Source organism: Pseudomonas sp. ASL3 (assembly GCF_056680425.1).
This window is the reverse complement of record NZ_CM155281.1, coordinates 5,263,405-5,287,867: the sequence shown is the minus strand read 5'-3', so window position 1 is coordinate 5,287,867 and position 24,463 is coordinate 5,263,405. Positions and strand designations below refer to the sequence as shown.

The 24,463-nt window shown below is 60.2% G+C and carries 19 protein-coding genes and 2 pseudogenes; 17 read left to right on the top strand and 4 right to left on the bottom strand.

What is annotated here, in order from left to right; all coding sequences use genetic code 11:
* Nucleotides 1–11: 11 nt before the first annotated feature.
* From AC1MEE_RS24225 to AC1MEE_RS24160, 14 genes and pseudogenes are all read left to right on the top strand, one after another.
* Nucleotides 12–4,109 (top strand): annotated as a pseudogene (locus AC1MEE_RS24225) (Hpt domain-containing protein); the annotation flags it as partial.
* 84 nt (nt 4,110–4,193) lie between these two features.
* Nucleotides 4,194–6,089, top strand: a pseudogene (locus AC1MEE_RS24220) (hybrid sensor histidine kinase/response regulator); the annotation flags it as partial.
* A complete protein-coding gene (locus tag AC1MEE_RS24215) occupies nt 6,082–6,564 on the top strand; it encodes a chemotaxis protein CheW (protein ID WP_480412041.1) in 483 nt (160 codons plus the stop codon). The pseudogene AC1MEE_RS24220 and the gene AC1MEE_RS24215, both read left to right, overlap by 8 nt.
* 145 nt (nt 6,565–6,709) lie before the next feature.
* Complete coding sequence (locus AC1MEE_RS24210; RefSeq protein WP_480412040.1) at nt 6,710–7,831, top strand: Fic family protein; 1,122 nt, start codon at nt 6,710–6,712, stop codon at nt 7,829–7,831.
* 204 nt (nt 7,832–8,035) lie between these two features.
* Nucleotides 8,036–9,712 (top strand): malonate decarboxylase subunit alpha, encoded by a 1,677-nt coding sequence (mdcA, locus tag AC1MEE_RS24205; RefSeq protein WP_480412039.1) that lies wholly within the window; start codon nt 8,036–8,038, stop codon nt 9,710–9,712.
* The gene (locus AC1MEE_RS24200) at nt 9,712–10,599 is read left to right on the top strand and encodes a triphosphoribosyl-dephospho-CoA synthase (RefSeq protein ID WP_480412038.1); all 888 of its coding nucleotides are present in this window, start codon (nt 9,712–9,714) and stop codon (nt 10,597–10,599) included. Before mdcA ends, AC1MEE_RS24200 begins: the two co-directional genes overlap by 1 nt.
* A 2-nt stretch (nt 10,600–10,601) precedes the next feature.
* Nucleotides 10,602–10,901: a malonate decarboxylase subunit delta gene (locus AC1MEE_RS24195; protein ID WP_480412037.1), complete on the top strand. Its 300-nt coding sequence runs from the start codon at nt 10,602–10,604 to the stop codon at nt 10,899–10,901.
* Nucleotides 10,894–11,745, top strand: coding sequence for a biotin-independent malonate decarboxylase subunit beta (locus tag AC1MEE_RS24190; protein ID WP_480412036.1), 852 nt, complete (start codon nt 10,894–10,896; stop codon nt 11,743–11,745). Before AC1MEE_RS24195 ends, AC1MEE_RS24190 begins: the two co-directional genes overlap by 8 nt.
* Entirely contained in the window at nt 11,742–12,545 is an 804-nt protein-coding gene (gene mdcE / locus AC1MEE_RS24185) for a biotin-independent malonate decarboxylase subunit gamma (RefSeq protein WP_480412035.1), read from the top strand. The genes AC1MEE_RS24190 and mdcE overlap by 4 nt, the downstream gene beginning before the upstream one ends.
* Nucleotides 12,546–13,190 carry a malonate decarboxylase holo-ACP synthase gene (locus tag AC1MEE_RS24180; RefSeq protein WP_480412034.1) on the top strand — a complete coding sequence of 215 codons (645 nt, stop codon included), beginning with the start codon at nt 12,546–12,548 and terminating at the stop codon, nt 13,188–13,190.
* Nucleotides 13,187–14,122 (top strand): malonate decarboxylase subunit epsilon, encoded by a 936-nt coding sequence (mdcH, locus tag AC1MEE_RS24175; RefSeq protein ID WP_480412033.1) that lies wholly within the window; start codon nt 13,187–13,189, stop codon nt 14,120–14,122. The genes AC1MEE_RS24180 and mdcH overlap by 4 nt, the downstream gene beginning before the upstream one ends.
* 64 nt (nt 14,123–14,186) lie before the next feature.
* The gene (madL, locus tag AC1MEE_RS24170) at nt 14,187–14,621 is read left to right on the top strand and encodes a malonate transporter subunit MadL (RefSeq protein ID WP_480412032.1); all 435 of its coding nucleotides are present in this window, start codon (nt 14,187–14,189) and stop codon (nt 14,619–14,621) included.
* A 1-nt stretch (nt 14,622) separates the two neighbouring features.
* A complete protein-coding gene (madM, locus tag AC1MEE_RS24165) occupies nt 14,623–15,387 on the top strand; it encodes a malonate transporter subunit MadM (RefSeq protein WP_480412031.1) in 765 nt (254 codons plus the stop codon).
* A 69-nt stretch (nt 15,388–15,456) separates the two neighbouring features.
* Nucleotides 15,457–16,539, top strand: a complete 1,083-nt coding sequence (locus tag AC1MEE_RS24160) for a YncE family protein (protein WP_480412030.1) — start codon at nt 15,457–15,459, stop codon at nt 16,537–16,539.
* Between the two features lie 256 nt (nt 16,540–16,795).
* On the opposite strand, the gene AC1MEE_RS24155 is transcribed toward AC1MEE_RS24160, so the two are convergent.
* Nucleotides 16,796–17,722 (bottom strand): LysR family transcriptional regulator, encoded by a 927-nt coding sequence (locus tag AC1MEE_RS24155; protein WP_480412029.1) that lies wholly within the window; start codon nt 17,720–17,722, stop codon nt 16,796–16,798.
* Between the two features lie 151 nt (nt 17,723–17,873).
* On the opposite strand from AC1MEE_RS24155, the gene trhA reads away from it, so the two are divergent.
* Nucleotides 17,874–18,491 carry a PAQR family membrane homeostasis protein TrhA gene (gene trhA / locus AC1MEE_RS24150; protein WP_480412028.1) on the top strand — a complete coding sequence of 206 codons (618 nt, stop codon included), beginning with the start codon at nt 17,874–17,876 and terminating at the stop codon, nt 18,489–18,491.
* Between the two features lie 151 nt (nt 18,492–18,642).
* Here the strand turns inward: trhA and AC1MEE_RS24145 are convergent, their stop codons facing one another.
* Complete coding sequence (locus AC1MEE_RS24145; RefSeq protein ID WP_480412027.1) at nt 18,643–19,362, bottom strand: 16S rRNA (uracil(1498)-N(3))-methyltransferase; 720 nt, start codon at nt 19,360–19,362, stop codon at nt 18,643–18,645.
* Nucleotides 19,363–19,490: 128 nt separating this feature from the next.
* The gene (locus AC1MEE_RS24140) at nt 19,491–20,897 is read right to left on the bottom strand and encodes an adenosylmethionine--8-amino-7-oxononanoate transaminase (protein WP_480412026.1); all 1,407 of its coding nucleotides are present in this window, start codon (nt 20,895–20,897) and stop codon (nt 19,491–19,493) included.
* A gap of 299 nt (nt 20,898–21,196) precedes the next feature.
* Between AC1MEE_RS24140 and AC1MEE_RS24135 the strand changes: the two genes are divergently transcribed.
* Both AC1MEE_RS24135 and AC1MEE_RS24130 read left to right on the top strand, forming a co-directional pair.
* On the top strand, nt 21,197–21,745 hold the full coding sequence (locus AC1MEE_RS24135; protein WP_480412025.1) for a cytochrome b: 549 nt from the start codon (nt 21,197–21,199) through the stop codon (nt 21,743–21,745).
* 26 nt (nt 21,746–21,771) lie between these two features.
* Entirely contained in the window at nt 21,772–22,353 is a 582-nt protein-coding gene (locus AC1MEE_RS24130; RefSeq protein ID WP_480412024.1) for a YceI family protein, read from the top strand.
* 100 nt (nt 22,354–22,453) lie between these two features.
* Here AC1MEE_RS24130 and rhlE2 read toward each other — a convergent pair whose 3' ends face one another.
* A complete protein-coding gene (gene rhlE2 / locus AC1MEE_RS24125) occupies nt 22,454–24,349 on the bottom strand; it encodes an RNA helicase RhlE2 (RefSeq protein ID WP_480412023.1) in 1,896 nt (631 codons plus the stop codon).
* Between the last annotated feature and the right edge of the window lie 114 nt (nt 24,350–24,463).

Sequence of the window (24,463 nt, the reverse complement as noted above, 5' to 3'; positions counted from 1 at the left end):
CTGGAGTTGTCATGGCTGATCGGCGCGACTATGTGGCTCTCGAATGGGTCAAGGGCGAAATTGCCGAAACGCTCAAACAGGCCCGCCAGGCCCTCGAAGCGTTTGTAGTTCATCCACAGGACCCCGCCGTGATGGTCGAGTGCCTGAACTATGTGCATCAGGTCCATGGCAGTCTGCAGATGATCGAATTCTATGGCGCGGCCCTGCTCGCCGAAGAGATCGAACAGCTGGCGCTGGCCTTGCAGCAAGGCCGCGTGGCGCAACATTCCGCAGCTGCCTATTTGTTGATGCAGGCACTGGTGCAGTTACCGGTTTATCTCGACCGCATCCACACCGCGCGCCGCGATTTGCCATTGGTGGTGCTGCCGCTGCTCAACGATCTGCGCAGCGCCCGAGGCGAAAGCCTGCTGTCGGAAACCAGCCTGTTCACCCCGCAACTGCTCGCCGTTCCGGCACTCGACGCCCAGGCATTAGCCACACTCGACAGCCCGGACCTGACGGCCTTGCTGCGCAAGTTGCGGCAAATGCTGCAAACCGCGCTGGTCGGTTTACTGCGTGAGCATGAGGTGCAGACCAACCTCGGTTATATGGCCAAAGTCTTCGCCCGCCTTGAGGTGCTGTGCAAAGACGCACCGCTCGGCCCGTTATGGCAGATCGCGTCGGCGCTGGTCGCGACCATGGCCGACGGCCAGTTCACCAATAGTCCGGCGTTGCGCGGCCTGCTCAAGGAGTCCGACAAGGAACTCAAGCGTTTGCTGGAGCAGGGCATCAGCGGCATCAATCAGCCAGCACCCGATGAATTGCTCAAGAGCCTGCTGTTTTACATCGCCAAATCCGACAGCCAGGCGCCGACGATGCTGCTACTCAAAGAACAGTACGGCCTCGCCGAAGCCTTGCCCGATAGCGCAGTGGTCGACGAAGAGCGCGCGCGGCTGGCGGGCCCGGATCGTGATGCAATGCGCTCGGTGGTGGTCGCATTGTGCGAGGAACTGGTGCGGGTTAAAGAGCGTCTTGATGTGTTCGTGCGCAGCGACCGCACGCATGTCGGCGAACTGGGAAGCCTGTTGCCGCCGTTGCGACAGATTGCCGATACCTTGGCCGTTCTTGGTTTTGGTCAACCCCGCAAGGTCATCATCGACCAGCAGGCGGTGGTTCAGAGGCTGGCTCAGGGCCAGCGCAAAGCCGATGACGCGGCGCTGATGGATGTCGCCGGTGCGCTGCTCTATGTCGAAGCGACTCTGGCCGGGATGGTGGGCACCGTGGAGCAGGCCAGCCCGGAAGATAGCCATCTGCCAACGACTGACCTGACCCAAATCCACCAACTGGTGATCAAGGAGGCGCGCGTCGGTTTGCAGCAGGCCAAGGACATGATCATCGATTACATCGACGGGCCTTGGGATCGGCAGCGGCTTCAACCTTTGCCGGCGCTGTTGGTGCAGGTGCGCGGAGCGCTGGCGATGATTCCGCTGGCGCGCGCGGCCAGCCTGCTCGCGACCTGCAATGATTACATCCAGGCGCATTTGCTGGTGGACGAGGAACCGCCGACATGGTCCCAGCTGGACGGCCTGGCAGACGCCCTCACCAGCATCGAGTATTACCTGGAGCGCCTGGGCGAAGATCACGAAGCACCCGGCGAACAGGTGTTGGACATGGCTCAAGTCAGTTTGGCAAACCTGGGGTATTCGCCGACGCCGGATGCCACTGTCGAGGTTCCGCTGCTCGATGAAGTCATCAGTCAGGACGAACTGATTGAATTGCAGGCCCGTCATGAACTGGTCAGCCTGACGCAGACCATCGCCCAAGTGCTCGCCAGCCCGGTCTCGGCGGTCAACCCGCCCGCGCGCCACGTGCCCACCAGCCTGCTGCCACCACCTACGGATGAGGAGCGGGTGGATGACGAACTGCTCGAGGTTTTTCTCGAAGAGACGGATGAAGTACTGGCGGCGTTGCATGAGCATTTGCCGCACTGGTTCAAGGATACTCGCGACACCGCCGCGTTGACCGAAGTGCGTCGGGCATTTCACACCCTCAAAGGCAGCGGGCGGATGGTACGGGCACTGATCCTCGGCGAGCTGGCCTGGTCGGCGGAGAACCTGCTCAATCGGGTCATGGAAAGCAGCGTCAAACCCGATCAGGGCGTTCAGCAATTGCTCGTTGAAGTATTGGCGTTGTTGCCTGAGGTTATTCGCGAGTTCGCCGACAATGCCCAACGTCAGCGCGATGATGTCGACCTGTTGGCTGCTCGCGCCCATGCGCTGGCCAGGGGCGAAGATGAACCGGATGTGGCCGGTGTGCCTCCTGTCGTCGATGCAGGCGCAGGAGAAGAGGTGCTGGACCCGCAATTGCTGGAGATTTTCCATCAGGAAGCGCAAAGCCATCTCGATAACCTCAACCGCTTCCTAGACCGTGCTACTGACGTTGTGACGCCGCCGATCAGCGATGACCTGCAACGTGCCCTGCACACCCTCAAGGGCAGCGCTTACATGGCCGGCGTGCTGCCAATTGCCGAGCTGGCCAGCCCGCTGGACCAGTTGATACGGGAATTCAAAGCCAACCTGATCCCGCTCGGACAGTCGGAAATCCTCTTGCTGCGGGCTGCCGAGCCTCTGTTTCGTCGGGGTTTGACGCAGCTCGACAGTGACCCACTGGCGGCCATCAGTGGTGCAGCGCAGATGATCGAAGAGGCACACGCGCTGCTGGATGAACGTCTGCAGGCTGCGCTCAGCGCGCCGAGCAACGGTTTGCGGATGAAGCGCAACCCGCAATTGATCTCGACCTTTCTGGCTGAGGGCATGGACATTCTGCTCGATGCCGAAAGCCTGTTGCAGCGCTGGCGGCAGCATCCCGGCGAGCGCCAGGAGCTGAGTGCCTTGCTCGACGAGCTGACTACGTTGGGTCACGGCGCGCAGATGGCCGACCTGCCGCAAGTGGATGAGCTGTGCGAGGCGTTGCTGGACCTGTATGGCGCGGTGGAAGAAAGCAGTCTGGCGGTTAGCGAGCGCTTTTTTTATGAGGCTGAAAGTGCCCACGAAGCCTTGATCAACATGCTCGACCAAGTGGCAGCGGGCCAAGAGGTCGGTGCCTGCCCTGAGCGTATCGATGCCCTGCGCGAATTGCTCGATCAAGCCCTCGATCCGAGTGCCATGGGCCTGATCAAAAGCGACGGCAGCCGCTCGCTGAGTATTACCGAACTGAATGCAGCGACCGAGCAGCTCGCGGTTCAGCGCCCTGTTGAGCTCTCCATCAATAATAAGAGCCAGGCGCCTGGCGAAACTGATGCAGACCTGAGCCGTCTCGATGACGAGATCGTGGAAATCTTCCTTGAAGAGGCCGTGGACATTCTCGACAGCGCCGGGCACGCCTTGCAGCGTTGGCTGGATGACCCGGAAAATCCGCTGCCGCTGTCCTCGTTGCAACGCGATTTGCACACCCTCAAGGGCGGTGCGCGCATGGCCGAAATCGTGCCCGTGGGCGATTTGGGCCATGAACTGGAAACGCTTTATGAAGGCTTGATCGACCGCCGCTACAGCCACTCGCCTGACTTGGCTCGCTTGCTGATGCAAAGCCACGATCATCTGGCGATCCTGCTGGAGCAGTTGCAGGACCATCAATCGCTCAGTAACCCGACTGAGCTGATTGAGGCCATTCGTGAGTTTCGGCAGGGCAGTGGCCTGGGGCCTAGCCCTGAGATCGAGCCAAAATCCGCTAAGTCAGCGGTCGAAACCCTTGAGGAGCGCGACCCCGAACTGCTGGAGATCTTCCTCGAAGAAGGCTTCGATATCATCGAAAGCTCCGGCGGCGCCCTGGCCCGTTGGCAGGATGAGCCGAAAAACATTATTGAAGTGGAAAACCTGCTGCGTGATCTGCATACCCTCAAGGGTGGCGCGCGCATGGTGGAAATCGCCCCGATCGGCGACCTTGCCCATGAATTGGAATTTCTCTATGAGCGCCTGGCGGCTGGGCTGCTGCAGAGCAATCCACTGCTGATCAGCCTGCTGCAAAGCGGGCACGACCTGTTGGCTGACATGCTCGACGCCGTTCGCGCGCGCCAGCCATTGCCCAGCGCGACCTTGTTGACCGACAGCATCCGTCGATTCGGTTCTCCCGGCAGCGTGAATGAAGTCGCGGCCAACACAGCGCGGGACGTTGCACTCGAACAGCCGCAGCCTGCCAGCGTGATGACGAGCTCTTCGGCGGCTGAAACCGAGGCTGAGCGTACCCCCCCGGAAATGGTCAGGGTGGCGGCCGAGCAACTGGAAAGCCTGGTCAATCTGGCGGGTGAAACGTCGATCTTCCGGGGGCGCATCGAGCAGCAAGTCAGTGACGCTCAGGTCACGCTGGTTGAGATGGAAACCACCATCGAGCGCATGCGCGACCAACTTCGGCGTCTGGATATTGAAACCCAGGGGCAAATTCTCAGCCGCGAACAGGTGCAAGCCGAGCGATTGGGCTACGAAGAGTTCGACCCGCTGGAAATGGATCGCCATTCGCAGTTGCAACAGCTGTCACGGGCCTTGTTCGAGTCCGCCTCCGACCTGCTGGACCTCAAGGAAACCCTCGATACCCGCAACCACGACGCGCAAATGCTGTTGCTGCAACAGGCGCGGGTCAACACCGAGTTGCAGGAAAGTTTGATGCGTACGCGCATGGTGCCGTTCGAGCGCCTGCTGCCACGCTTGCGGCGGATCGTACGGCAGGTCTCCGGCGAGCTGGATAAACAGGTCCGTTTCGAAGTTGGCAACGCCGAAGGCGAAATGGACCGCAGCGTGTTGGAGCGCATGGTCGCACCGCTGGAGCATATGTTGCGCAATGCCGTCGATCATGGCCTGGAAAGCACCGAAGAACGCCGCGCCGCGGGCAAACCGGAGGAGGGCCGGATCAGCCTGAGCCTGATTCACGAAGGCGGTGATATCGTCATCGAGATGCGCGACGACGGCGCCGGTATCGACCTCGATGCGGTGCGCCGCAAAGCCGTAATACGCGGCTTGATCGAGGCGGACTCTGCACTGAGTGATTACGAGCTGCTCCAGTTCATTCTTCAGGCGGGGTTTTCCACGGCCGAAAAAGTCACCCAGATCTCCGGTCGCGGGGTCGGTATGGACGTGGTACACGCCGAGGTCAAACAGCTCGGTGGCTCGATGATCATCGACTCGACACCGGGGCAGGGCACGCGCTTCCAGATTCGTTTGCCGTTCACGGTATCGGTCAACCGGGCACTGATGGTGCAGTGCGGCGAAGAGCAGTACGCCGTGCCGCTGAATACGATCGAAGGCATCGTGCGGGTCATGCCCAACGAGCTGGAGACCTGTTACCAGTCGAACCCGCCGTGCTACCAGTTCGCTGAACGAGCCTATGAGCTGCGCTACCTCGGCGAACTGCTGAATAACGGTCTGGCACCCAAACTGTCTGGCCAGAGCCAAGTCCAGAATCAGTCGCTACCGGTGCTGCTGGTGCATGTGCATGATCAATGGGTGGCGGTGCAGGTCGATGCGCTGGCCGGCTCGCGGGAAATCGTGGTGAAAAGCCTCGGCGCGCAGTTTGCCAGGGTGCAGGGCATCTCTGGCGCGACGATTTTGGGCGATGGCCGTGTGGTGTTCATTCTTGATTTGCTGGCGCATATCCGCGCCTTGCATGTCCGTTTGGCAGCGCAGCAGGCCGCGGGCCTGAATGCGCCTAAATTCATCGAAGTCGAGCCCGTCCGGCCGTTGTTGGTGATGGTGGTGGATGACTCGGTGACGGTACGAAAAGTTACCAGCCGTCTGCTCGAACGCAACGGCATGAACATACTGACCGCCAAGGATGGGGTCGATGCCATGGCGCTGTTGCAGGAACACACCCCCGACATCCTGCTGCTGGATATCGAAATGCCGCGCATGGACGGCTTCGAGGTCGCCAGCCAGATCCGCAACGACGAACGGCTCAAAGACCTGCCCATTATCATGATCACCTCCCGCTCCGGACAAAAACACCGGGACCATGCGATGGCCATCGGCGTCAACGACTACCTGAGCAAGCCATATCAGGAATCGGTACTGCTGGAGAGCATCGCGCACTGGAACCAAGTGCACAGGAGTCAGGTTCATGTCTAATCTCGCCGCCAAATCCAGCAACCTCAGCAGCCGCCTCACTACCCTGACGGGGCTGTTGCTGCCGTTGGGCGACCGCAGTTTGTTGTTGCCCAACGTCGCCGTCGCGGAGTTGATCGACTACCAGGACAGTCACGCCGAGCCCAACGCTCCCGGTTGGTACTTGGGGCCGATCAGCTGGCGCAACCGCACCTTGCCGCTAGTCTGCTTCGAAGCCACCTGCGGCAGCCGCACCCGGGTCGGCGGTCGTGCGCGCATCGTTGTCCTCAACGCCCTGGGCGGGCGCGCGGATCTAAAATTCATCGCCCTGCTGACCCAAGGCATCCCCCGCTCCTGCAAGGTCGACAGCCAACTCAGCTACGTCGACGTCCCCTTGGCCGAGCTGGAGCTGGCTGCCGTGCAAGTCGGCGACACCGTGGCGAAAATCCCGGATCTGATGGGGTTGGAAGAGCTGTTGGTGAGGGCAGGGTTGGTTTAGAAACCGCATCAAGCCATTCGCAGGCAAGCCTGCTCCCACAGACTCTGCGAAAGCGGTGGATCATGAGCCGAATGAATCGCACAATCGGCTCATCTAATGAGCCGAATAGCGCTTTTATTCGGCTCACGCGTTTCAGGATGACCCCATGAACGAACCTACCGAGTGGATTTGGCAGCAGCCCGACTGGCCGCATTTTGCATGGCACGCTGACCAGCTGGCACCATTGCTGCGTGGCTGTTCGCAGGCTCAGGGGCGGTTGCTGGGAATGATCGGGGCGGCGGGTGCGGATGCCAGTGCGCAAACTGAACTGGACGCGCTGTTGCAGAACATCATTACCTCCTCGGCCATTGAGGGAGAGCAACTGAATGCGGGGTCAGTGCGATCGTCTCTGGCGCGTCGCCTGGGGCTGGCGGGAGACCAGCGTGTCAGTCAGCGCAGCGAAGGACTGGCGGAGTTAATGCTCGATGCCACCCAGCAACATCAGTCGCCATTGACGCTCGAACGAGTGTTGCACTGGCACACGCTGCTCTTTCCGATGGAAGAAACCCTGCTGGCGCATGGCATCCGTGTCGGCGCCTTGCGTGGGGAAGAGCCCATGCAAGTAGTCTCTGGACGGCTCGACCGACCGACCGTGCATTTCGAGGCTCCGCCGCGTGTGGGGCTGGAAGCGCAGCTCGCCCGCTTTTTTGAGTGGTTCAACAGCAGTCGGACTGACGCCAGTCTCGATCCCCTGTTGCGAGCGGGCATCGCCCATTTCTGGTTCGTGACCTTGCATCCGTTCGACGACGGCAATGGTCGCCTGACTCGTGCCATTACCGACCTCGCTTTGGCTCAAGGCGAAAATCAGGCCATTCGTTTTTACGCCATGTCGGCGAGCATTCTCGGTACGCGCCAAGCCTACTACCGGATCCTCGAAGACAGCCAGAAGGCCGCACTGGATATCACGCCATGGCTGGAGTGGTTTCTGCAAACCTTGTTGCACACGCTGGAGCAGGCGCTAAAACGTATCGACCGGGTTCTGGCCAAAGCGCGTTACTGGCAGCAGCACCGTGAACACGCGCTGTCCACCGAGCAGGTCAAGGTGCTCAACCGTTTGCTGGATGGCCTGGGATTTGAAGGTGGCATCAATGCGGCTCAGTATCAGGCGGTGGCGAAGGTGAGTAAGGCCACGGCTACTCGTCATCTGGGTGATCTGTTGGAGAAGGGTTGTTTGCACAAATTGCCGGGTGGCGGGCGGAGTACGCGGTATCAGATTTCAGGGGACTGATTTATTTTTCGCGCTCTTTGAAAAATCAATCTGTCCCCGGTTTTCAGGAGCGGGGACAGATTAATTTTCGATGAAGCGCTGAAAATAAATCAGTCCCCTTGCCGATCATTACTCCAACCGTAACGAATTCATTGTCTGCTTGATTGATGCTCCGCACCGTTCGCTCTTAAGGTGACCCACGACAGCGAAACTCGTGGAGTGAGCATGACAACAATAAATACACCCGATCCGCGCTGGTCGCGTCGGCGCAGCGAAAAGCAGCGCCGACTCGAGCAGGTGCGGTCTCTCGCCGATGGCGTGGTATTGCCGACCGACAACATCGTCGCGGCGCTGGAAGCCTTGTTGGCCCCCGGCGACCGTGTGGTGCTGGAGGGTAACAACCAGAAGCAGGCGGATTTTCTTTCGCGCTCGTTGGCCAAAGTCGATCCGGCCAAGCTGCATGATTTACACATGATCATGCCCAGTGTCGGCCGGTCCGAGCATCTGGATCTGTTCGAACTCGGCATTGCCCGCAAGCTGGATTTTTCCTTCGCCGGCACCCAAAGCCTGCGCATCAGCCAGTTGCTTGAAGATGGCTTGCTGGAAATCGGCGCCATCCATACCTATATCGAGCTGTATGCACGGCTGGTGGTCGATCTGATCCCCAATGTGGTGCTTTCAGCCGGTTTCATGGCCGACCGTGCGGGCAACATCTATACCGGCCCGAGCACCGAAGACACCCCGGCACTGGTCGAGCCCGCCGCGTTCAGCGACGGCATCGTGATCTTCCAGGTCAACCAGATCGTGGACGATGTCAGCGACCTGCCGCGCGTGGACATCCCGGCGTCCTGGGTCGATTTTGTGGTGCTCGCCGATCAGCCGTTCTATATCGAGCCGCTGTTCACCCGCGACCCGCGTCACATCAAGCCGGTGCATGTGCTGATGGCGATGATGGCGATTCGCGGCATTTATGAAAAACATAACGTACAGTCGCTGAACCACGGCATCGGTTTCAACACCGCGGCCATCGAGCTGATTTTGCCTACCTACGGCGAGTCCCTAGGTCTGAAAGGCAAGATCTGCCGCAACTGGACACTCAACCCGCACCCGACGCTGATTCCGGCCATCGAAAGCGGTTGGGTCGAAAGCATCCATTGCTTCGGCACCGAGCTGGGGATGGAGAATTACATCGCCGCGCGCCCGGACGTGTTCTTCACCGGCCGTGACGGCTCGCTGCGCTCCAACCGGATGATCTGCCAACTGGCCGGTCAGTACGCGGTGGATCTGTTTATCGGCGCGACCTTGCAGGTGGATGGCGACGGCCATTCCTCGACCGTAACCCGTGGGCGGCTCGCTGGTTTCGGCGGTGCACCGAACATGGGCCATGACCCGCACGGCCGCCGTCATGCGACACCTGCCTGGCTGGACATGCGTCAGCAGACCGGTGACGGCCCGGCCGCTTATCTCGAGCGCGGCAAGAAACTGGTGGTGCAGATGGTCGAAACCTTCCAGGAAGGCGGCAAGCCGACCTTCGTCGAAACCCTGGATGCGGTTGAGGTCGCGAAAAAAAGCGGTATGGCGTTGGCGCCGATAATGATTTACGGCGATGACGTCACCCACTTGCTCACCGAAGAAGGCATCGCTTACCTGTATAAGGCGCGGACGCTGGAAGAGCGCCAGGCGATGATCGCCGCAGTGGCGGGCGTCACTGCCATCGGCATGCGCCATAACCCGAAAGACACCGCGCGGATGCGCCGCGAAGGCTTGATTGCCTTGCCCGAAGATTTGGGCATTCGTCGCACCGATGCCAGCCGTGAATTGCTGGCGGCCAAAAGCGTCGCCGATCTGGTCGAGTGGTCCGGGGGCTTGTACAACCCGCCCGCCCAATTCAGGAGCTGGTGATGCGCGCACTCAATGTAGCTCCGAACATAAATTGCGCCCCTCTGTCATTGGCCGAACGCTTGGCTGACCTGGCCGTGGACGCGCTGATCGATGAAGCGGACCTGTCGCCCAAACCGGCGTTGGTCGATCGTCGCGGTAATGGCGCACATACCGATTTGCACTTGGGCCTGATGCACGCTTCGGCGTTGTCGCTCTGGCCGGCGTTCAAGGCAATGGCCGAAGCCGCCCTCGAATGTGGCGTCGTCGGCCAGCCACTGCGCGAAGCGGTGGGCCGTATCGGTCGGGAAGGTGAAGCCGAGATGCTGCACACCACCGGCGGCGTGAACACTCATCGCGGGGCGATCTGGGCCTTGGGTTTACTGGTGGTGGCCGCGGCGCTGGAGCCGGGCAATTGCACGGCTGCCGGTATGAGCCTGCGGGCGGCACGACTGGCGTTGATCGATGACCGCAACTCGCCATGGCAGAACAGCCACGGCGCCAAAGTTGCCCAGCGGTACGGCGCCCGCGGCGCTCGGGAACAGGCGCAGCTGGGGTTTCCAGCGGTGATGCAATACGGCCTGCCCCAGTTGCAACGCAGTCGTGCCGCCGGACATGGCGAGCAGAACGCCCGACTCGATGCGCTGCTGGCGATCATGACCACCTTGGCCGACACCTGTGTGCTGTATCGCGCCGGTCAAGCGGGTCTTGAAGCCATGCAGCACGGCGCGCAAAAGGTTCTGGATGCCGGCGGCAGTGCCAGCCTTGGCGGCCGGCGCCAGCTGCATGAACTGGATCAGCAGCTGTTGAGCCTGAACGCTTCGCCGGGTGGCGCTGCGGACCTGCTCGCCGCTTGCCTGTTTATCGATAGCCTTGAGCCTGGGCTCGGCGACCAATCGAGGAATTTTTGATCATGGAAACCCTGTCTTTTGAATTCCCCGCCGGGCAACCGCCCTTGGGTCGGGCGCTGGTCGGTTGTGTCGGTTCGGGTGATCTGGAAGTCCTGCTTGAGCCCGGTCTGCCGGGCAAGTTGTCGATTCAGGTGGTGACGTCGGTCAATGGCAGCGCCGCGCGTTGGCAGCATCTGTTCGAGCGCATGTTCGACGGCCAGACCCCTCCGGCGCTGACGATCGATATCCATGATTTCGGCGCGACACCGGGTGTGGTGCGATTGCGTATGGAACAAGGTTTCGAGGAGATCGGCCATGACTGATAGCAGTCGTTTGTTGAGTCAACACAGCTTCGTCGAACTCAACGCTCGCCAGCGTGCCCGTTCACTGTTGGATGCTGGCAGTTTTCGTGAACTGCTCGATCCTTTCGCTCGCATGATGTCACCCTGGTTGGCCAAACAAGGTGTGGTGCCGCAGGCCGACGACGGCGTGGTGATTGCCAAAGGCTCCATCGGTGGTTTACCGGTGGTGGTGGCTGCCATTGAAGGCGCGTTTCAGGGTGGCAGCCTCGGTGAAGTCGGCGGCGCGAAGATCGCTGGCGCGCTGGAGCTGGCCGCTGAAGACAATCGCAACGGCATTCCTACAGCCGCGGTATTGCTGCTGGAAACCGGTGGCGTGCGCCTGCAGGAGGCCAATCTGGGGCTGGCGGCGATAGCCGATATTCATGCGGCGATTGTCGATCTGCGCCAATACCAACCGGTGATCGGTGTGATTGCCGGTAGCGTGGGCTGCTTCGGCGGAATGTCCATCGCGGCCGGTTTGTGCAGCTATCTAGTGGTGACTCGGGAGGCGCGTCTGGGCTTGAACGGGCCGCAGGTGATCGAGCAGGAAGCGGGCATCGAAGAGTACGACTCGCGCAACCGGCCTTTTATCTGGAGCCTGACTGGCGGCGAGCAGCGCTTTGCCAGCGGTCTGGTGGACGATTTTGCGATTGACGATGTGGCGAGCATTCAGTGTCAGGTTGATGCCTTGCTCAAGCAAGGTTTGCCCGGCCAGGAGCGCAGCGGCCAGTACGAAGTGTTCCTGAAGCGCTTGGCGCAACTGGACACCGCACCACAAATCGATCCCCGGACAGTGCGCGATCTTTATCAAGGAGAACAGCCATGAGCGAGTACTCGAAACGTGGCTTGAATTGGTTTTCGGCCCTGAGCGCCGGAGCGGTTGAAGTCGCGGATTTGCCAGCATCGCTCAAGGTCGCCGACGGTGTGCTGGGCGAGCAACCGGTGCGTTTTTTGGCGGTAGTCGCTGACCCGGAAAACCGCTTCCCGAGGGCGCGTAACGGCGAAGTCGGGTTGCTCGAAGGCTGGGGCTTGGCGAAGGCGGTGGACGAAGCCATCCAACTGGATCAGCGCAGTGAGCACAAACGCGCCTTGATCGTCATCGTCGATGTGCCGAGCCAGGCGTACGGTCGCCGTGAGGAAGCGTTAGGCATTCATCAAGCCCTCGCCGGTGCGGTGGACAGCTACGCGCGTGCGCGTTTGGCCGGGCATCCGGTGATTGCCTTATTGGTGGGCAAGGCCATGTCCGGTGCGTTTCTGGCACACGGTTATCAGGCCAACCGCCTGATTGCCCTGCGCGACCCCGGCGTGATGGTGCATGCCATGGGCAAGGCGTCGGCGGCCAGGGTCACTCTGCGCACGGTCGAAGAGCTGGAAAAACTGGCCGCCAGCGTGCCACCGATGGCCTACGACATCGACAGCTACGCGACCCTCGGTTTGCTCTGGGAAAGCTTGTCCGTCAGACAGATCGAGCAACCGACCGAGCAAGACATCGATCACGTTCAAGCGTGCCTGACGCAGGCGATCAAAGACGTGCGGGCGACCGGCACGGACCTGAGCAGCCGTTTGGGGGCGGGCAATCGCGCTGCCTCTTCCAAGGTGCGTGAATTGCTGCGGGCGCAGTGGTAAATGAACGCCCCTGTCGTTGTGCTGCCCCATGATTTGTTGTGGGGCTTACCTGTGCAGGCGCTGGCTGACGATGCGCCGCAGTGGGTGGCCGAGGCGCTGAGCCTCGGTCAGCCGGTGGTGGTGCGCCGCGCTCTGACTGCGGCGGATCAGATCGCGGTGGGTGTGCGTGGTCAACAGCGTGAGCAACGCTACGCCACGCTGATCAAGCGCGCGGATATCCTGCGCCAGGTGCAGCCGGAACAACTCGTTCATGTGGAGAACAAGAGCGGCCGCGACTGGCCTGCGCTGCGGGTTCTGCGTCAGGTCCGGCCAGTGATGGAAGACCTGGGGCTGGTGTGGGGCGTCAGTGGTAGTGCCGGTTTTGAACTGGCCAGTGGGTTTGTTGCGCTGCACAGCGGCAGCGACCTTGATTTGATTCTGCGCACGCCACGGTCTTTCAGTCGCGGTCAGGCTTTCAGGCTGGCCGCATCGCTGTCGGTATTGACGGAAATCTCCGGCTGCCGGATCGATCTGCAACTACAAACCCCCTGCGGTGGAGTGGCCTTGCGCGAGTGGGCCGGGCTAGCGCAGCAAGTCCTGCTCAAGACCTCTGAGGGCGCGCGCCTGATCAGCGATCCGTGGTCGTTGTGCGAGCAAACCGCATGAGCAGCCTCTTGGTGTTTCCCGGCCAGGGCGCGCAACAGCCGCAGATGTTGCATCGGCTGCCGGACGAAGCGCTGGTCGGCGATTGCCTGCGCCAGGCCAGTGATGAATTGGGTGAAGACGTATTGGCGCTCGATTCGGTTGGAGCCCTGGCGGAGAGCCGCGCCGTGCAGTTGTGTTTATTGATTGCCGGTGTGGCCTGCGCCCGTTTGTTGATCGAGCAAGGTGATGCGCCAAGTTATGTGGCCGGCCTGTCCATTGGTGCTTATCCAGCTGCCGTAATTGCGGGATCGCTGACGTTTGGCGATGCCTTGCGACTGGTTGCCTTGCGCGGTGAGTTGATGCAGAGCGCTTATCCCACAGGTTTTGGTATGACCGCGATTCTGGGGCTGGATCAGCCCGCTGTCGAAGCGTTGATCGCCCGGATTCACAGCTCGGCGACACCGGTTTATCTCGCCAATATCAATGCCGACAATCAATTGGTGATTGCTGGCAGCGATGCGGCGATGGCGCAGGTGGCCGAACTGGCGAAAGACAGTGGCGCTGCGGCGGCCAAGCGCTTGGCGGTCAGCGTGCCGTCGCATTGCGCCTTGCTGGAACAGCCCGCGTTGGCGCTGGCCGAGGCCTTTGCCAGGGTGTCGATGCAGGCACCGACCTTGCGTTACCTCAGCGGTAGTAGCGCGCGGTTGGTGCTGACCGCCGATAAATTGCGCGATGACCTGGCGTTCAACATGTGCCGGGTGATCGATTGGCGCAGCACCGTGCAAACCGCTTATGAGCGCGGCGTGCGCTTGCAGATCGAGTTGCCGCCGGGAACCGTACTGACGGGCCTGGCTAGAAAAGTGTTCGAACAAGGAGCGGCAGTCGCCTTTCAAGGGGCTCGTCTGGATACGTTGAGCGCGCTGCTGCGTGAGGAGGGAAGCCGCAACCCATAAACCGAGTGGCTGCTGCGAAGGATAAAAACAACAACTTCGGCAACGCAATTTGAGGATAACAACAATGATTATTTATGGTGTGGCTTTGCTGGCTATCTGTACCCTGGCAGGCGTCATTCTCGGTGACATGCTCGGGGTGCTGTTGGGCGTCAAATCCAATGTGGGCGGGGTCGGCATCGCCATGATCCTGTTGATCTGTGCCCGTTTGTGGATGCAAAAACGCGGTGGCATGACCAAGGACTGCGAGTTGGGCGTGGGTTTTTGGGGTGCCATGTATATCCCGGTGGTGGTCGCCATGGCCGCGCAGCAGAACGTGGTCACCGCCTTGCGCGGCGGACCGGTTGCGGTATTGGCTGCCATCGGTTCAGTGGTGGTCTGCGGGTGCGCCATCGCGCTGATCAGTCGGATCCACAGGGGTGAACCGCTGCCGAAGGAAGAAGAAGAGCCTTCGGGCATCCTGCCTGCTGCGCCCGCTTCGACAACTGTAGGGGGACGCTGATATGTGGCCTCTACTGGCGAAAGACCTTGGCCAATATGGCCTGGTAACCGCGTTTGCCGTTGTCGGCATCGTGATGTGGGTTTCCGTTGTTATCTCAAAACGCCTGACGTTCGGACGCATTCATGGTTCGGCGATCGCTATCGTGATCGGTCTGATTCTGGCCTGGGTCGGCGGCACCATGACCGGTGGTGAAAAAGGTCTGGCCGACATCAGTCTGTTTTCAGGTATCGGCCTGATGGGCGGCGCCATGTTGCGTGACTTCGCCATCGTCGCCACGGCCTTCGAAGTGCAAGCCACCGAGGCACGCAAGGCCGGTTTGATCGGCATTGTTGCCTTGCTGTTGGGCACCACGCTGCCGTTCATTGTTGGCGCGAGCATCGCCTGGGTGTTCGGTTATCGCGACGCGATCAGCATGACCACCATCGGCGCAGGCGCAGTGACCTACATCGTCGGCCCGGTGACCGGTGCTGCCATTGGTGCCAGTTCCGACGTGATCGCGTTGTCTATCGCCACCGGCCTGATCAAAGCGATTCTGGTGATGGTCGGTACGCCGATGGCAGCACGCTGGATGGGCCTGGACAATCCGCGCTCGGCGATGGTGTTCGGCGGGTTGGCTGGCACCGTCAGCGGCGTAACCGCAGGCCTGGCCGCGACAGACCGGCGGCTGGTGCCTTACGGCGCCCTGACCGCGACCTTCCACACGGGGTTGGGCTGCCTGTTGGGGCCGTCGGTGTTGTACTTCATCGTTCGGGGAATCATGGGTTAGGAGCCGAAACGTGTAGGCGCGGGCTTGCCCGCGGACAAAAAAATATCCGAAGATCTCAGGAGTAAACATATGCTGCAGCGAAAATTGTTGGGTTCCGCGACTGCGATATTGGTTTTGAGTCTCGCCACTTCGGTCAGCGCCGCTGAACTGAAGCAGATCGGCACATTGAAGGTTCCGGGCGAACCTCTCAACGGCTTCGATATCAGCTACGTTGATCAGGCCACCCACCGGTACTATCTGGCGGATAGAACCAACAAGGCTGTCGACGTGTTCGATGTCGTCAGCGGCGAGATGGTCGACCGGTTGCCCGGCGGATTCGCTGGACAATTAAAGAGCAATGACGAATCCGGCCCGAACGGCGTGATCGTTGTTGGCGGCGAATTGTGGGCCGGCGACGGCGACAGCACGCTGAAGATCATCGACCTCAAGACGAAAAAAGTCATTGATACCATTTCGACCGGCGGAAAAGCCCGGGTTGACGAGATGGCGTACGATCCGAAGGCGCACGTCGTGATTGCCGCCAACAATGCCGACGAGCCGCCGTTTCTGACGCTGATCTCGACCAAGGCCGGGCACAAAGTCGTGGCTAAGATTCCTTTCGAGGACGCCACGGACGGGATCGAGCAGGCCGTCTACGACGCGGCAACGAAAAGGTTCTATGTTTCGATTCCGGAATTGAAGAAGGATAAGGCCAAGGGCGCAATTGCTGTCATCAACCCGGCCACCGGCAAGGTCGAGAAACTGTTGCCAGTGAATGGCTGCCATCCCGCCGGACTGGTGCAGGGGCCTGGCGCAAATCTGCTGGTAGGTTGCGCCGCCGGGAGCAAGGACAGCGGCCTGCCGCCGGAACTCGTCGTCATGAAAACTGACGGCTCGGTGGTCAAAGTAATTCCTGGCCTTGGCGCCGCCGACATGGTCGCCTACAACCCGAAGGTCAAGCAATATTACGCAGCTTCGCGCGTTATACCGGACGCCCCGGAACTCGGTGTCATCGATGCGAAATCCAACACGCTCGTCCAGCACATAAAGCTGCCCGGCGGCAATCCTCATTCGATCGCAGTTAGCGAGACAAATAACCACGTCTTCCTACCGCTCAACGCCCAGAGCGGCGGTTGTAATGGTTGCGTTGCCGTCTTCGCGCCAGGTAACTAGCTTCATCGTGCGCGGGATCATGGGTTAGTCAATAAAGCCATTCGCAGGCAAGCCTGCTCCCACTGGGATTCTATGTTGCGGGGCAACTCGCAAGCATAGGGCTCGGTCGATATCTGGAGTAGGGGACTGATTTGTTTTCAGCGCTTCATCGAAAATTAATCCGTCCCCGGTTTTTGAGGCCAGGGACAGATTGATTTTTCAAAGAGCGCGAAAAATAAAATCAGTCCCTTTGTGGCAGGCTTGCCTGCGAAGCTTTTCAGGATTCAGGCTGCGAATGCCGGTTGGCATACATCCGGCATTCGGCCACCAACGCCAGCAGGTTCGGGTCGCGTTCCTTGGCTTTGAGGAACACCACGCCAATGTGCTGCTGCATTCGATAGCGCGCTTGCAACGGAATCAAGCGCACCCGGTTTTCATAGACCGCTGCAACCCGCCCCGGCAGTAACGCATAACCGACCCCGGAGCTGACCATGCTCAGCAGGGTGAAGATGTCGTTGACCTGCATCGCCACTTTCGGCTCGAAGCCCGCCTGCTGGAACACCCGAACTCCGTCCTGATGGGTCGCGAACCCCTGCGCCAGGGTAATGAATGTCGCTTCGCGCAGATCGCTCAGATCCACTTCGCTTTGTTGTGAGAACGGCGAGTCCGCTGGTACCGCAAGAAAAATATCGTCGGAGAACAGCTGCAGTTGCTCGCAGTCCGGATCGCTGACGCTTTCATTGAGCGACACCAAAATTGCATCCACTTCCATGTTTTTCAGTTTATAGAACAGGTCGATGTTGGAGCCCAGAATCAAATCGATGTTCAGCTCGCTGCGGCGCAGTTTCAGACCCATGATCAACTGCGGCACGGTCTTGACGGTCAATGAGTACAGCGCGCCCAGTTTGAACCGCGCCGCCGAAAATCCTGCGGCCTGGCGGGTCAATTCCACGGTGGCGAGCACGTCCTGAATCAGCTTCTGCCCCCGTTCTTCCAGCACATAAGCGCTTTCCAGCGGTGTCAGGTTCCGGCCTTCATGCTTGAACAGCGGGCAGCGCAGGGCGCTTTCCAGTGAATGAATGGCGCGGTGCACGCTGACATTGCTGGTCTGCAACTCCACTGCCGCTCGCGCCAGGTTGCCGGTGTGCATAAAAGCCAGAAAAATCTCCAGCTTCTTGAGGGTCAGTTCTTCGTCGATCAGCATGGCGGGCACTCTTATTCGGGACGCTCTCATTCGAGCATCCGATTGTGCCCAACTCGGCGCGTGCTGGCTGCAACCTTTACGGCTTCAACCGTTGCACTTTTGTCGTATAACCCGGAGCCTTGCGCTCAGCTGGGTTTTTTTTGGGGCGAACATGTATCACGGAGAACGTTTCAACGCCTGGACGCATCTGGTTGGCGCGGTGCTGGCCGTTGTCGGTGTGGTCTGGATGCTGGTGCTGGCGAGCATGGGTGGCGATGCGTGGAAGATCGTCAGCATGGCGATCTATGGCGCGACGTTGTTGCTGCTGTACAGCGTGTCGACCGTTTATCACAGCGTCCGGGGGCGGGCGAAGGTGATCATGAAAAAGGTCGATCATCTGTCGATCTATCTATTGATCGCCGGCAGCTACACACCGTTTTGTCTGGTCACGTTACGCGGCCCGTGGGGCTGGACGCTGTTCGGGATCGTCTGGGGGCTGGCGGTGATCGGCATGTTGCAGGAAATCAAGCCGCGCTCCGAGGCACGCGTGATGTCCATCGTGATTTACGCGCTGATGGGTTGGATCGTGCTGGTGGCGGTCAAACCGCTGATGGCCACGCTGGGGACGGCGGGATTCACCTGGCTGGCGGGGGGCGGGGTGTTTTATACCGTGGGGATTATCTTCTTCGCCTTTGACAGCCGCTTCCGGCATTGGCACGGCATCTGGCACTTGTTCGTGATTGCCGGCAGTTTGTTGCACTTTGTGGCGATATTGTTTTATGTGCTTTGAAGTCAGCTGCAGGAGCCAAGACTGATACAAAACCTGTGGAGCTGCCGAAGGCTGCGATAAGGTCGGCAGACCTTCTAGTTATTGAAAATCACGACCGCTTCACGGTCAATCGCAGCCTTCGGCAGCTCCTATGTATGGTGTGGTACGAGGTTTAGAAATCACCCCACAATTGCTGCGCCACGCTTAACGCCACCACGGGGGCGGTTTCTGTGCGCAGTACGCGCGGGCCGAGGCGGGCGGCGAGGAAACCGGCGTCCTGGGCTTGATCGACTTCAGCATCGTTAAGCCCGCCTTCCGGGCCGATCAAAAACGCGAGGGTGCCGGGTTTGTCGTGGCTGGTCAGCGGTTCGGCGACCGGGTGCAGCACCAGCTTCAAGTCGGCGTCGGTCTGCTTGAGCCATTCGGCAAGGGCCAGCGGCGGGCGAATCACCGGCACCACCGAGCGTCCGCATTGCTCGCAGGCACTGATGGCGATCTGTTGCCAATGGGCCTGACGTTTCTCGGCGCGTTCGTCTTTGAGGCGAACCTCGCAGCGCTCACTGACGATGGGGGTGATTTCAGTGACGCCCAGCTCAGTGGCCTTCTGAATCGCCCAGTCCATCCGCTCGCCGCGTGACAGCCCTTGACCCAAATGAATCCGCAGCGGCGATTCGGTTTGCCCGGCAAACTGCTCGCCCAGTTGCACCCGTACGCGCTTCTTGCCGACTTCGAGCAAGGTGCCGCGAAACTCGCTGCCCGAACCATCGAACACTTGCAGTGCGTCACCTTCAGCCATGCGCAACACGCGCCCGATGTAGTGCGCCTGGGCTTCCGGCAGTTCGTGTTCGCCAAGGCTCAGGGGCGCGTCGATAAAAAAGCGGGACAGTCTCATGTGGAATCTCTGAAATCAGTAAGTTTGTCGGCGTCTGACCTGACGCCTTCGCGAATGAATTCGCTCCCACAGGGTTCGGGACTTACCTGTGGGAGCGAATTTATTCGCGAATGGCATCATGGGGTTTTTCAGCCTGGATCGCGGAAGTCGGGGTGAAAGTTCTCGCGCACAGCAACACTGATGCTGGTCCGGGTCGCGATGTCGATGCCTTCGGTGGCCACTTCGGCCAGGAAGTCGATCTCTTCCGGGGTGATGACGTAAGGCGGCAGGAAATACACCACGCTGCCTAAAGGACGCAGCAGGGCGCCACGCTCCAGTGCGTGCTGGAACACCTTCAGGCCACGTCGTTCTTGCCACGGATAAGCCGTCTTGCTGGCTTTGTCCTGCACCATCTCGATGGCCAGTGCCATTCCGGTTTGACGCACTTCGGCCACGTTGGGGTGATCGATCAGATGCGCGGTCGCGCTGGCCATGCGCTGCGACAGGGCCTTGTTGTTTTCGATGACGTTGTCTTGTTCGAAGATATCCAGGGTCGCCAGTGCCGCCGCACAGGCCAGCGGATTGCCGGTGTAGCTGTGGGAATGCAGGAAGGCGCGCAGGGTCGGGTAGTCATCGTAGAACGCGCTGTACACGTCATCGGTGGTGATACAGGCGGCCAACGGCAGATAACCGCCGGTCAGCGCTTTCGACAGGCAGAGGAAATCCGGGCGAATGCCGGCCTGTTCGCAGGCGAACATCGTCCCGGTGCGGCCGAAGCCGACGGCGATTTCGTCGTGGATCAAATGCACGCCATAACGGTCACAGGCCTCGCGCAGTAGCTTGAGGTATACCGGGTGATACATGCGCATGCCGCCTGCGCCCTGAATCAAAGGCTCGACGATCACCGCCGCGACGCTGTCGTGATTTTCGGCCAGGGTCTGTTCCATGGCGGCGAACATGTTGCGTGAATGCTCTTCCCAGTCCATGCCTTCAGGGCGGTGGTAGCAATCCGGGCTCGGCACTTTGATGGTGTCGAGCAGCAGCGCTTTGTACGTCTCGGTGAACAGCGGCACGTCGCCCACCGACATCGCCGCCATGGTTTCGCCGTGGTAGCTGTTGGTCAGGGTGACGAAGCGCTTTTTATTCGGCTGACCGCGATTGAGCCAATAGTGGAAGCTCATTTTCAGCGCGACTTCGATGCAGGACGAACCGTTGTCGGCGTAGAAACAGCGCGTCAGACCCTCCGGAGTCAGCTTGATCAGGCGTTCGGACAGCTCGATCACCGGCTGGTGGCTGAAGCCGGCCAGGATGACGTGTTCCAGTTGGTCGACCTGATCCTTGATCCGTTGATTGATGCGCGGATTGGAATGACCGAACACGTTGACCCACCAGGAACTGACGGCATCGAGGTAGCGCTTGCCTTCGAAGTCTTCCAGCCAGACACCCTTGCCACTTTTGATCGGGATCAGCGGCAGGCTTTCGTGGTCTTTCATCTGGGTGCAGGGATGCCAGAGCACCGCGAGGTCGCGTTGCATCCACTGGTTATTCAGGCCCATTGGTAATCTCCTGGTGACGACTCGCATGGCGCGAGGGCAAACAATCGCGCAAGCCTATGCAATGCCTGCCCGCGGGACAACCTCTTGGGAGCAAAATGCCTGAACCTATGCCGTTCGTCGGGGTCGATTGTCCAGCTGTCACGGGGCAGTGTTGTCGGTTGAGCATTATCGGGATGCTGGCTGTCGATTGAGGTCCGCGGATCTATGATCGTATTTCTCGATATTTCAGAGCGAAATTTTGCGCTTTCATTCGATAGATAAAAAGTTAGTCTGGAACCCATTCTTGCAAGGTGACGGTAATGCAGCTACGCAACTCCTCTTCTCGTTATGGTCTGGTCAGCATGTTGCTGCACTGGGGCGTGGCAATTGTGGTCTTTGGCCTGTTTGCACTGGGGCTGTGGATGGTCGGGCTCGATTACTACGATACCTGGCGCAAAGAGGCACCGGACCTGCACAAAAGCATCGGTCTGATCCTGTTCGCGGTGATGTTGATCAGGTTGGTCTGGCGTTTGATCAGCCCACCGCCACCGGCGCCGTCTACCCACGGCTGCTGGACGCGTCTGGGTTCCAAGCTCGGTCATCTGTTTCTTTATGTCGGTTTGTTTGCCGTGATGTTTGCCGGTTACCTCATTTCCACCGCCGACGGTGTGGGGATTCCGGTGTTTGGTCTGTTCGAGGTGCCGGCGTTGATCACCAGCATCCCTGATCAGGCGGACGTCGCTGGCGCTGTTCACTTGTACCTGGCCTGGATACTGGTGATTTTCTCCGGACTTCACGCCCTGGCAGCATTGAAGCACCACTTTATTGATCGCGATGCGACCCTTACGCGCATGTTGGGTCGCGACTAATGTTTAACCTAAACAGGAATAAAAGCATGTTGAAGAAGACTCTCGCCGCATTGGCTCTGGGCACGGCACTGTTGTCCGCTGGGCAGGCGATGGCCGCTGATTACAAAATCGACAAGGAAGGCAATCACGCCTTCGTAAACTTTAAGATCAGTCACTTGGGCTTTAGCTACATCTACGGCTCTTTCAAAGACTGGGATGGCAAGTTCAGCTTCGACGCCAAGAACCCGGAAGCCAGCAAAATTGATGTCACGCTGAAAACTGCCAGCGTTGACACCAACCACGCTGAACGTGACAAGCACATCCGTACTGCTGACTTCCTGGACGTGGCGAAATTTCCGGAAGCCAAATTCGTTTCGACTTCGGTTAAATCGACTGGCACCGACACGGCTGACGTGACCGGCGACCTGACCCTGCACGGCGTGACCAAGCCGGTTGTGATCGCTGCTCACTTCCTGGCCGAAGGCAAAGATCCATGGGGCGGCTACCGTGCAGCCTTTGAAGGCACCACGACCATCAAGCTGAAAGACTTCGCCATTCAGAAAGATCTGGGCCCTAAAACCCAGGAACTTGAGTTGATCATCTCGTTCGAAGGCGTTCAAACCAAGTAAGGTTTGCTCGCAGCATCAGAACGTCGGCCTTGGTGCCGGCGTTTTTATGTTTGATAAAAAAACGCCCCGAACCAGTCGGGGCGTTTTTTATTCAGCTTGCTTAGCCTTCGCGGTTGCGGGTCAGCAATGCTGGTTTCTCGCCACGCGGACGGCTTGGCAGTTGGTCGAGTTGCTCGGCCGACGGGAAGCGGTCGCTTTTCGACTCTTTGTGCATGATTTTCGGCTGCGGCTGGCTGTCACGAGGACCTTTGACTGCCGGTTCCTGACGTGCTGTTGGCTGATCATCGCGAGCAGGGCGACGATTGCGTGGCTGCTCCTCACGACGGGCCTGACCGTCGCGCGGTGCACCACTGCGTGGGCCACCGGTGCGTTTGGCCGGTGGTGTGCCAGTTGTGGTGCCGGTGCCACCAGTCCGAGGACCGCTCTGGCGGCCAGGGGCTGGCGCGCGAGCAGCCGGAGCTGCACCACCTGCGGCAGCGGCCGGAGCGGGGGCGCCCGGACGACGGCCGCGACCTTGATTTTTGTTCGGGTACGGGCTGACGTAATCAGCGCGGTTGCCGAAGTTATCCACTTCGTCATCCAGAAACTCATCCGGGGCACGGTCGGCACGTGGGGTTGCCTGACGCTGTTCGCGGGCTGGAGTGCCTTCGCGAGGCTTCTGGGCCGCACGTTCAGGACGCGCACCAGCTGCCGGTTTTTCCGCGCTCTGGCCCTTGTCCTTGCCTTTGTCCTTGCGACCGCCGCCACCGCCGCTGCCGTTCGGACCATCGCCGCGTGGGCCGCGAGGTGCGCGTGGGTTGCGCACATCCGGACGCTCGCGAACTTCTGGCTTCTCGGCTTCAACCGCCGTGATATCGAAGCCCATCAGGTCGCCGTCGGCGATTTTCTGCTTGGTCATGCGCTCGATGCTTTTGAGCAGCTTCTCTTCGTCCGGCGCGACCAGCGAGATTGCCTCACCGCTACGGCCCGCACGACCGGTACGACCGATACGGTGCACGTAATCTTCGTCGACGTTAGGCAGTTCGAAGTTGACGACATGGGGCAACTGATCGATATCCAGGCCGCGAGCGGCGATATCGGTAGCGACCATGATGCGAACCTGACCTGCCTTGAAGTCGGCCAAGGCTTTGGTCCGGGCGTTCTGGCTCTTGTTGCCGTGGATTGCCACAGCGGCGAGGCCGTGTTTGTCCAGGTACTCGGCCAGACGGTTGGCACCGTGTTTGGTCCGGGTGAAGACCAGCACCTGTTCCCAGGCGCCCGCGGTAATCAAGTGCGCCAGCAGCGAGCGTTTATGGCTCGAAGACAGACGGAAAACGCGTTGTTCGATGCGCTCGACCGTGGTGTTCGGCGGCGTGACTTCGATGCGTTCCGGGTTGTGCAGCAGCTTGCCGGCCAAGGCCGTAATGTCGTTGGAAAAAGTCGCCGAGAACAACAGGTTCTGACGTTTGGCCGGCAGACGGGCCAGGACTTTTTTCACGTCATGCACGAAGCCCATGTCGAGCATCCGGTCAGCTTCGTCGAGCACCAGGATTTCAACGTGGGACAGATCGACGCTGCCTTGGCCGGCCAGATCGAGCAGGCGGCCAGGGCAGGCCACCAGCACGTCAACGCCTCTAGCCATGGCCTGGACCTGCGGGTTCATGCCGACACCGCCGAAAATCACGGCGCTGACGAACTTCAGGTTCTTGGCGTACACCTTGAAGCTGTCGTGTACTTGCGCCGCGAGTTCGCGGGTCGGGGTCAGGACCAGAACGCGCGGTTGGCGCGGGCCGTGACGCTGGGATTTGTCCGGATGACCATTGGGGAACAACCGCTCCAGGATCGGAAGGGCGAAGCCGCCGGTTTTACCAGTACCTGTCTGAGCCGCGACCATCAGGTCGCGACCTTGCAACACGGCGGGAATGGCCCGCTGTTGCACCGGGGTAGGCTGGGTATAGCCAGCTGCCTCGATGGCGCTGACTAAAGCCTCGGAGAGACCGAGGGAAGCAAAGGACATGAGTAATCCTGTTTTAGTTAGGGCTTGGCCCATAGGGAAGATCTTGCCTGGCGCGAATGGCGTTTAGAAGACGCAATCCCGTCCGGTCCTGCTGGGTCTTTAAGTTCATCTCGG

Bases quoted from the DNA above. Each gene is read 5' to 3' on its own strand.
- AC1MEE_RS24190 (WP_480412036.1), top strand. From the start codon at position 10,894: ATGACTGATAGCAGTCGTTTGTTGAGTCAACACAGCTTCGTCGAACTC.
- AC1MEE_RS24195 (WP_480412037.1), top strand. From the start codon at position 10,602: ATGGAAACCCTGTCTTTTGAATTCCCCGCCGGGCAACCGCCCTTGGGT.
- mdcA (WP_480412039.1), top strand. From the start codon at position 8,036: ATGACAACAATAAATACACCCGATCCGCGCTGGTCGCGTCGGCGCAGC.
- mdcE (WP_480412035.1), top strand. From the start codon at position 11,742: ATGAGCGAGTACTCGAAACGTGGCTTGAATTGGTTTTCGGCCCTGAGC.
- AC1MEE_RS24180 (WP_480412034.1), top strand. From the start codon at position 12,546: ATGAACGCCCCTGTCGTTGTGCTGCCCCATGATTTGTTGTGGGGCTTA.
- AC1MEE_RS24130 (WP_480412024.1), top strand. From the start codon at position 21,772: ATGTTGAAGAAGACTCTCGCCGCATTGGCTCTGGGCACGGCACTGTTG.
- trhA (WP_480412028.1), top strand. From the start codon at position 17,874: ATGTATCACGGAGAACGTTTCAACGCCTGGACGCATCTGGTTGGCGCG.
- mdcH (WP_480412033.1), top strand. From the start codon at position 13,187: ATGAGCAGCCTCTTGGTGTTTCCCGGCCAGGGCGCGCAACAGCCGCAG.
- AC1MEE_RS24210 (WP_480412040.1), top strand. From the start codon at position 6,710: ATGAACGAACCTACCGAGTGGATTTGGCAGCAGCCCGACTGGCCGCAT.
- rhlE2 (WP_480412023.1), bottom strand. From the start codon at position 24,349: ATGTCCTTTGCTTCCCTCGGTCTCTCCGAGGCTTTAGTCAGCGCCATC.
- AC1MEE_RS24135 (WP_480412025.1), top strand. From the start codon at position 21,197: ATGCAGCTACGCAACTCCTCTTCTCGTTATGGTCTGGTCAGCATGTTG.
- madL (WP_480412032.1), top strand. From the start codon at position 14,187: ATGATTATTTATGGTGTGGCTTTGCTGGCTATCTGTACCCTGGCAGGC.
- AC1MEE_RS24200 (WP_480412038.1), top strand. From the start codon at position 9,712: ATGCGCGCACTCAATGTAGCTCCGAACATAAATTGCGCCCCTCTGTCA.
- AC1MEE_RS24140 (WP_480412026.1), bottom strand. From the start codon at position 20,897: ATGGGCCTGAATAACCAGTGGATGCAACGCGACCTCGCGGTGCTCTGG.
- madM (WP_480412031.1), top strand. From the start codon at position 14,623: ATGTGGCCTCTACTGGCGAAAGACCTTGGCCAATATGGCCTGGTAACC.
- AC1MEE_RS24155 (WP_480412029.1), bottom strand. From the start codon at position 17,722: ATGCTGATCGACGAAGAACTGACCCTCAAGAAGCTGGAGATTTTTCTG.
- AC1MEE_RS24145 (WP_480412027.1), bottom strand. From the start codon at position 19,362: ATGAGACTGTCCCGCTTTTTTATCGACGCGCCCCTGAGCCTTGGCGAA.
- AC1MEE_RS24160 (WP_480412030.1), top strand. From the start codon at position 15,457: ATGCTGCAGCGAAAATTGTTGGGTTCCGCGACTGCGATATTGGTTTTG.
- AC1MEE_RS24215 (WP_480412041.1), top strand. From the start codon at position 6,082: ATGTCTAATCTCGCCGCCAAATCCAGCAACCTCAGCAGCCGCCTCACT.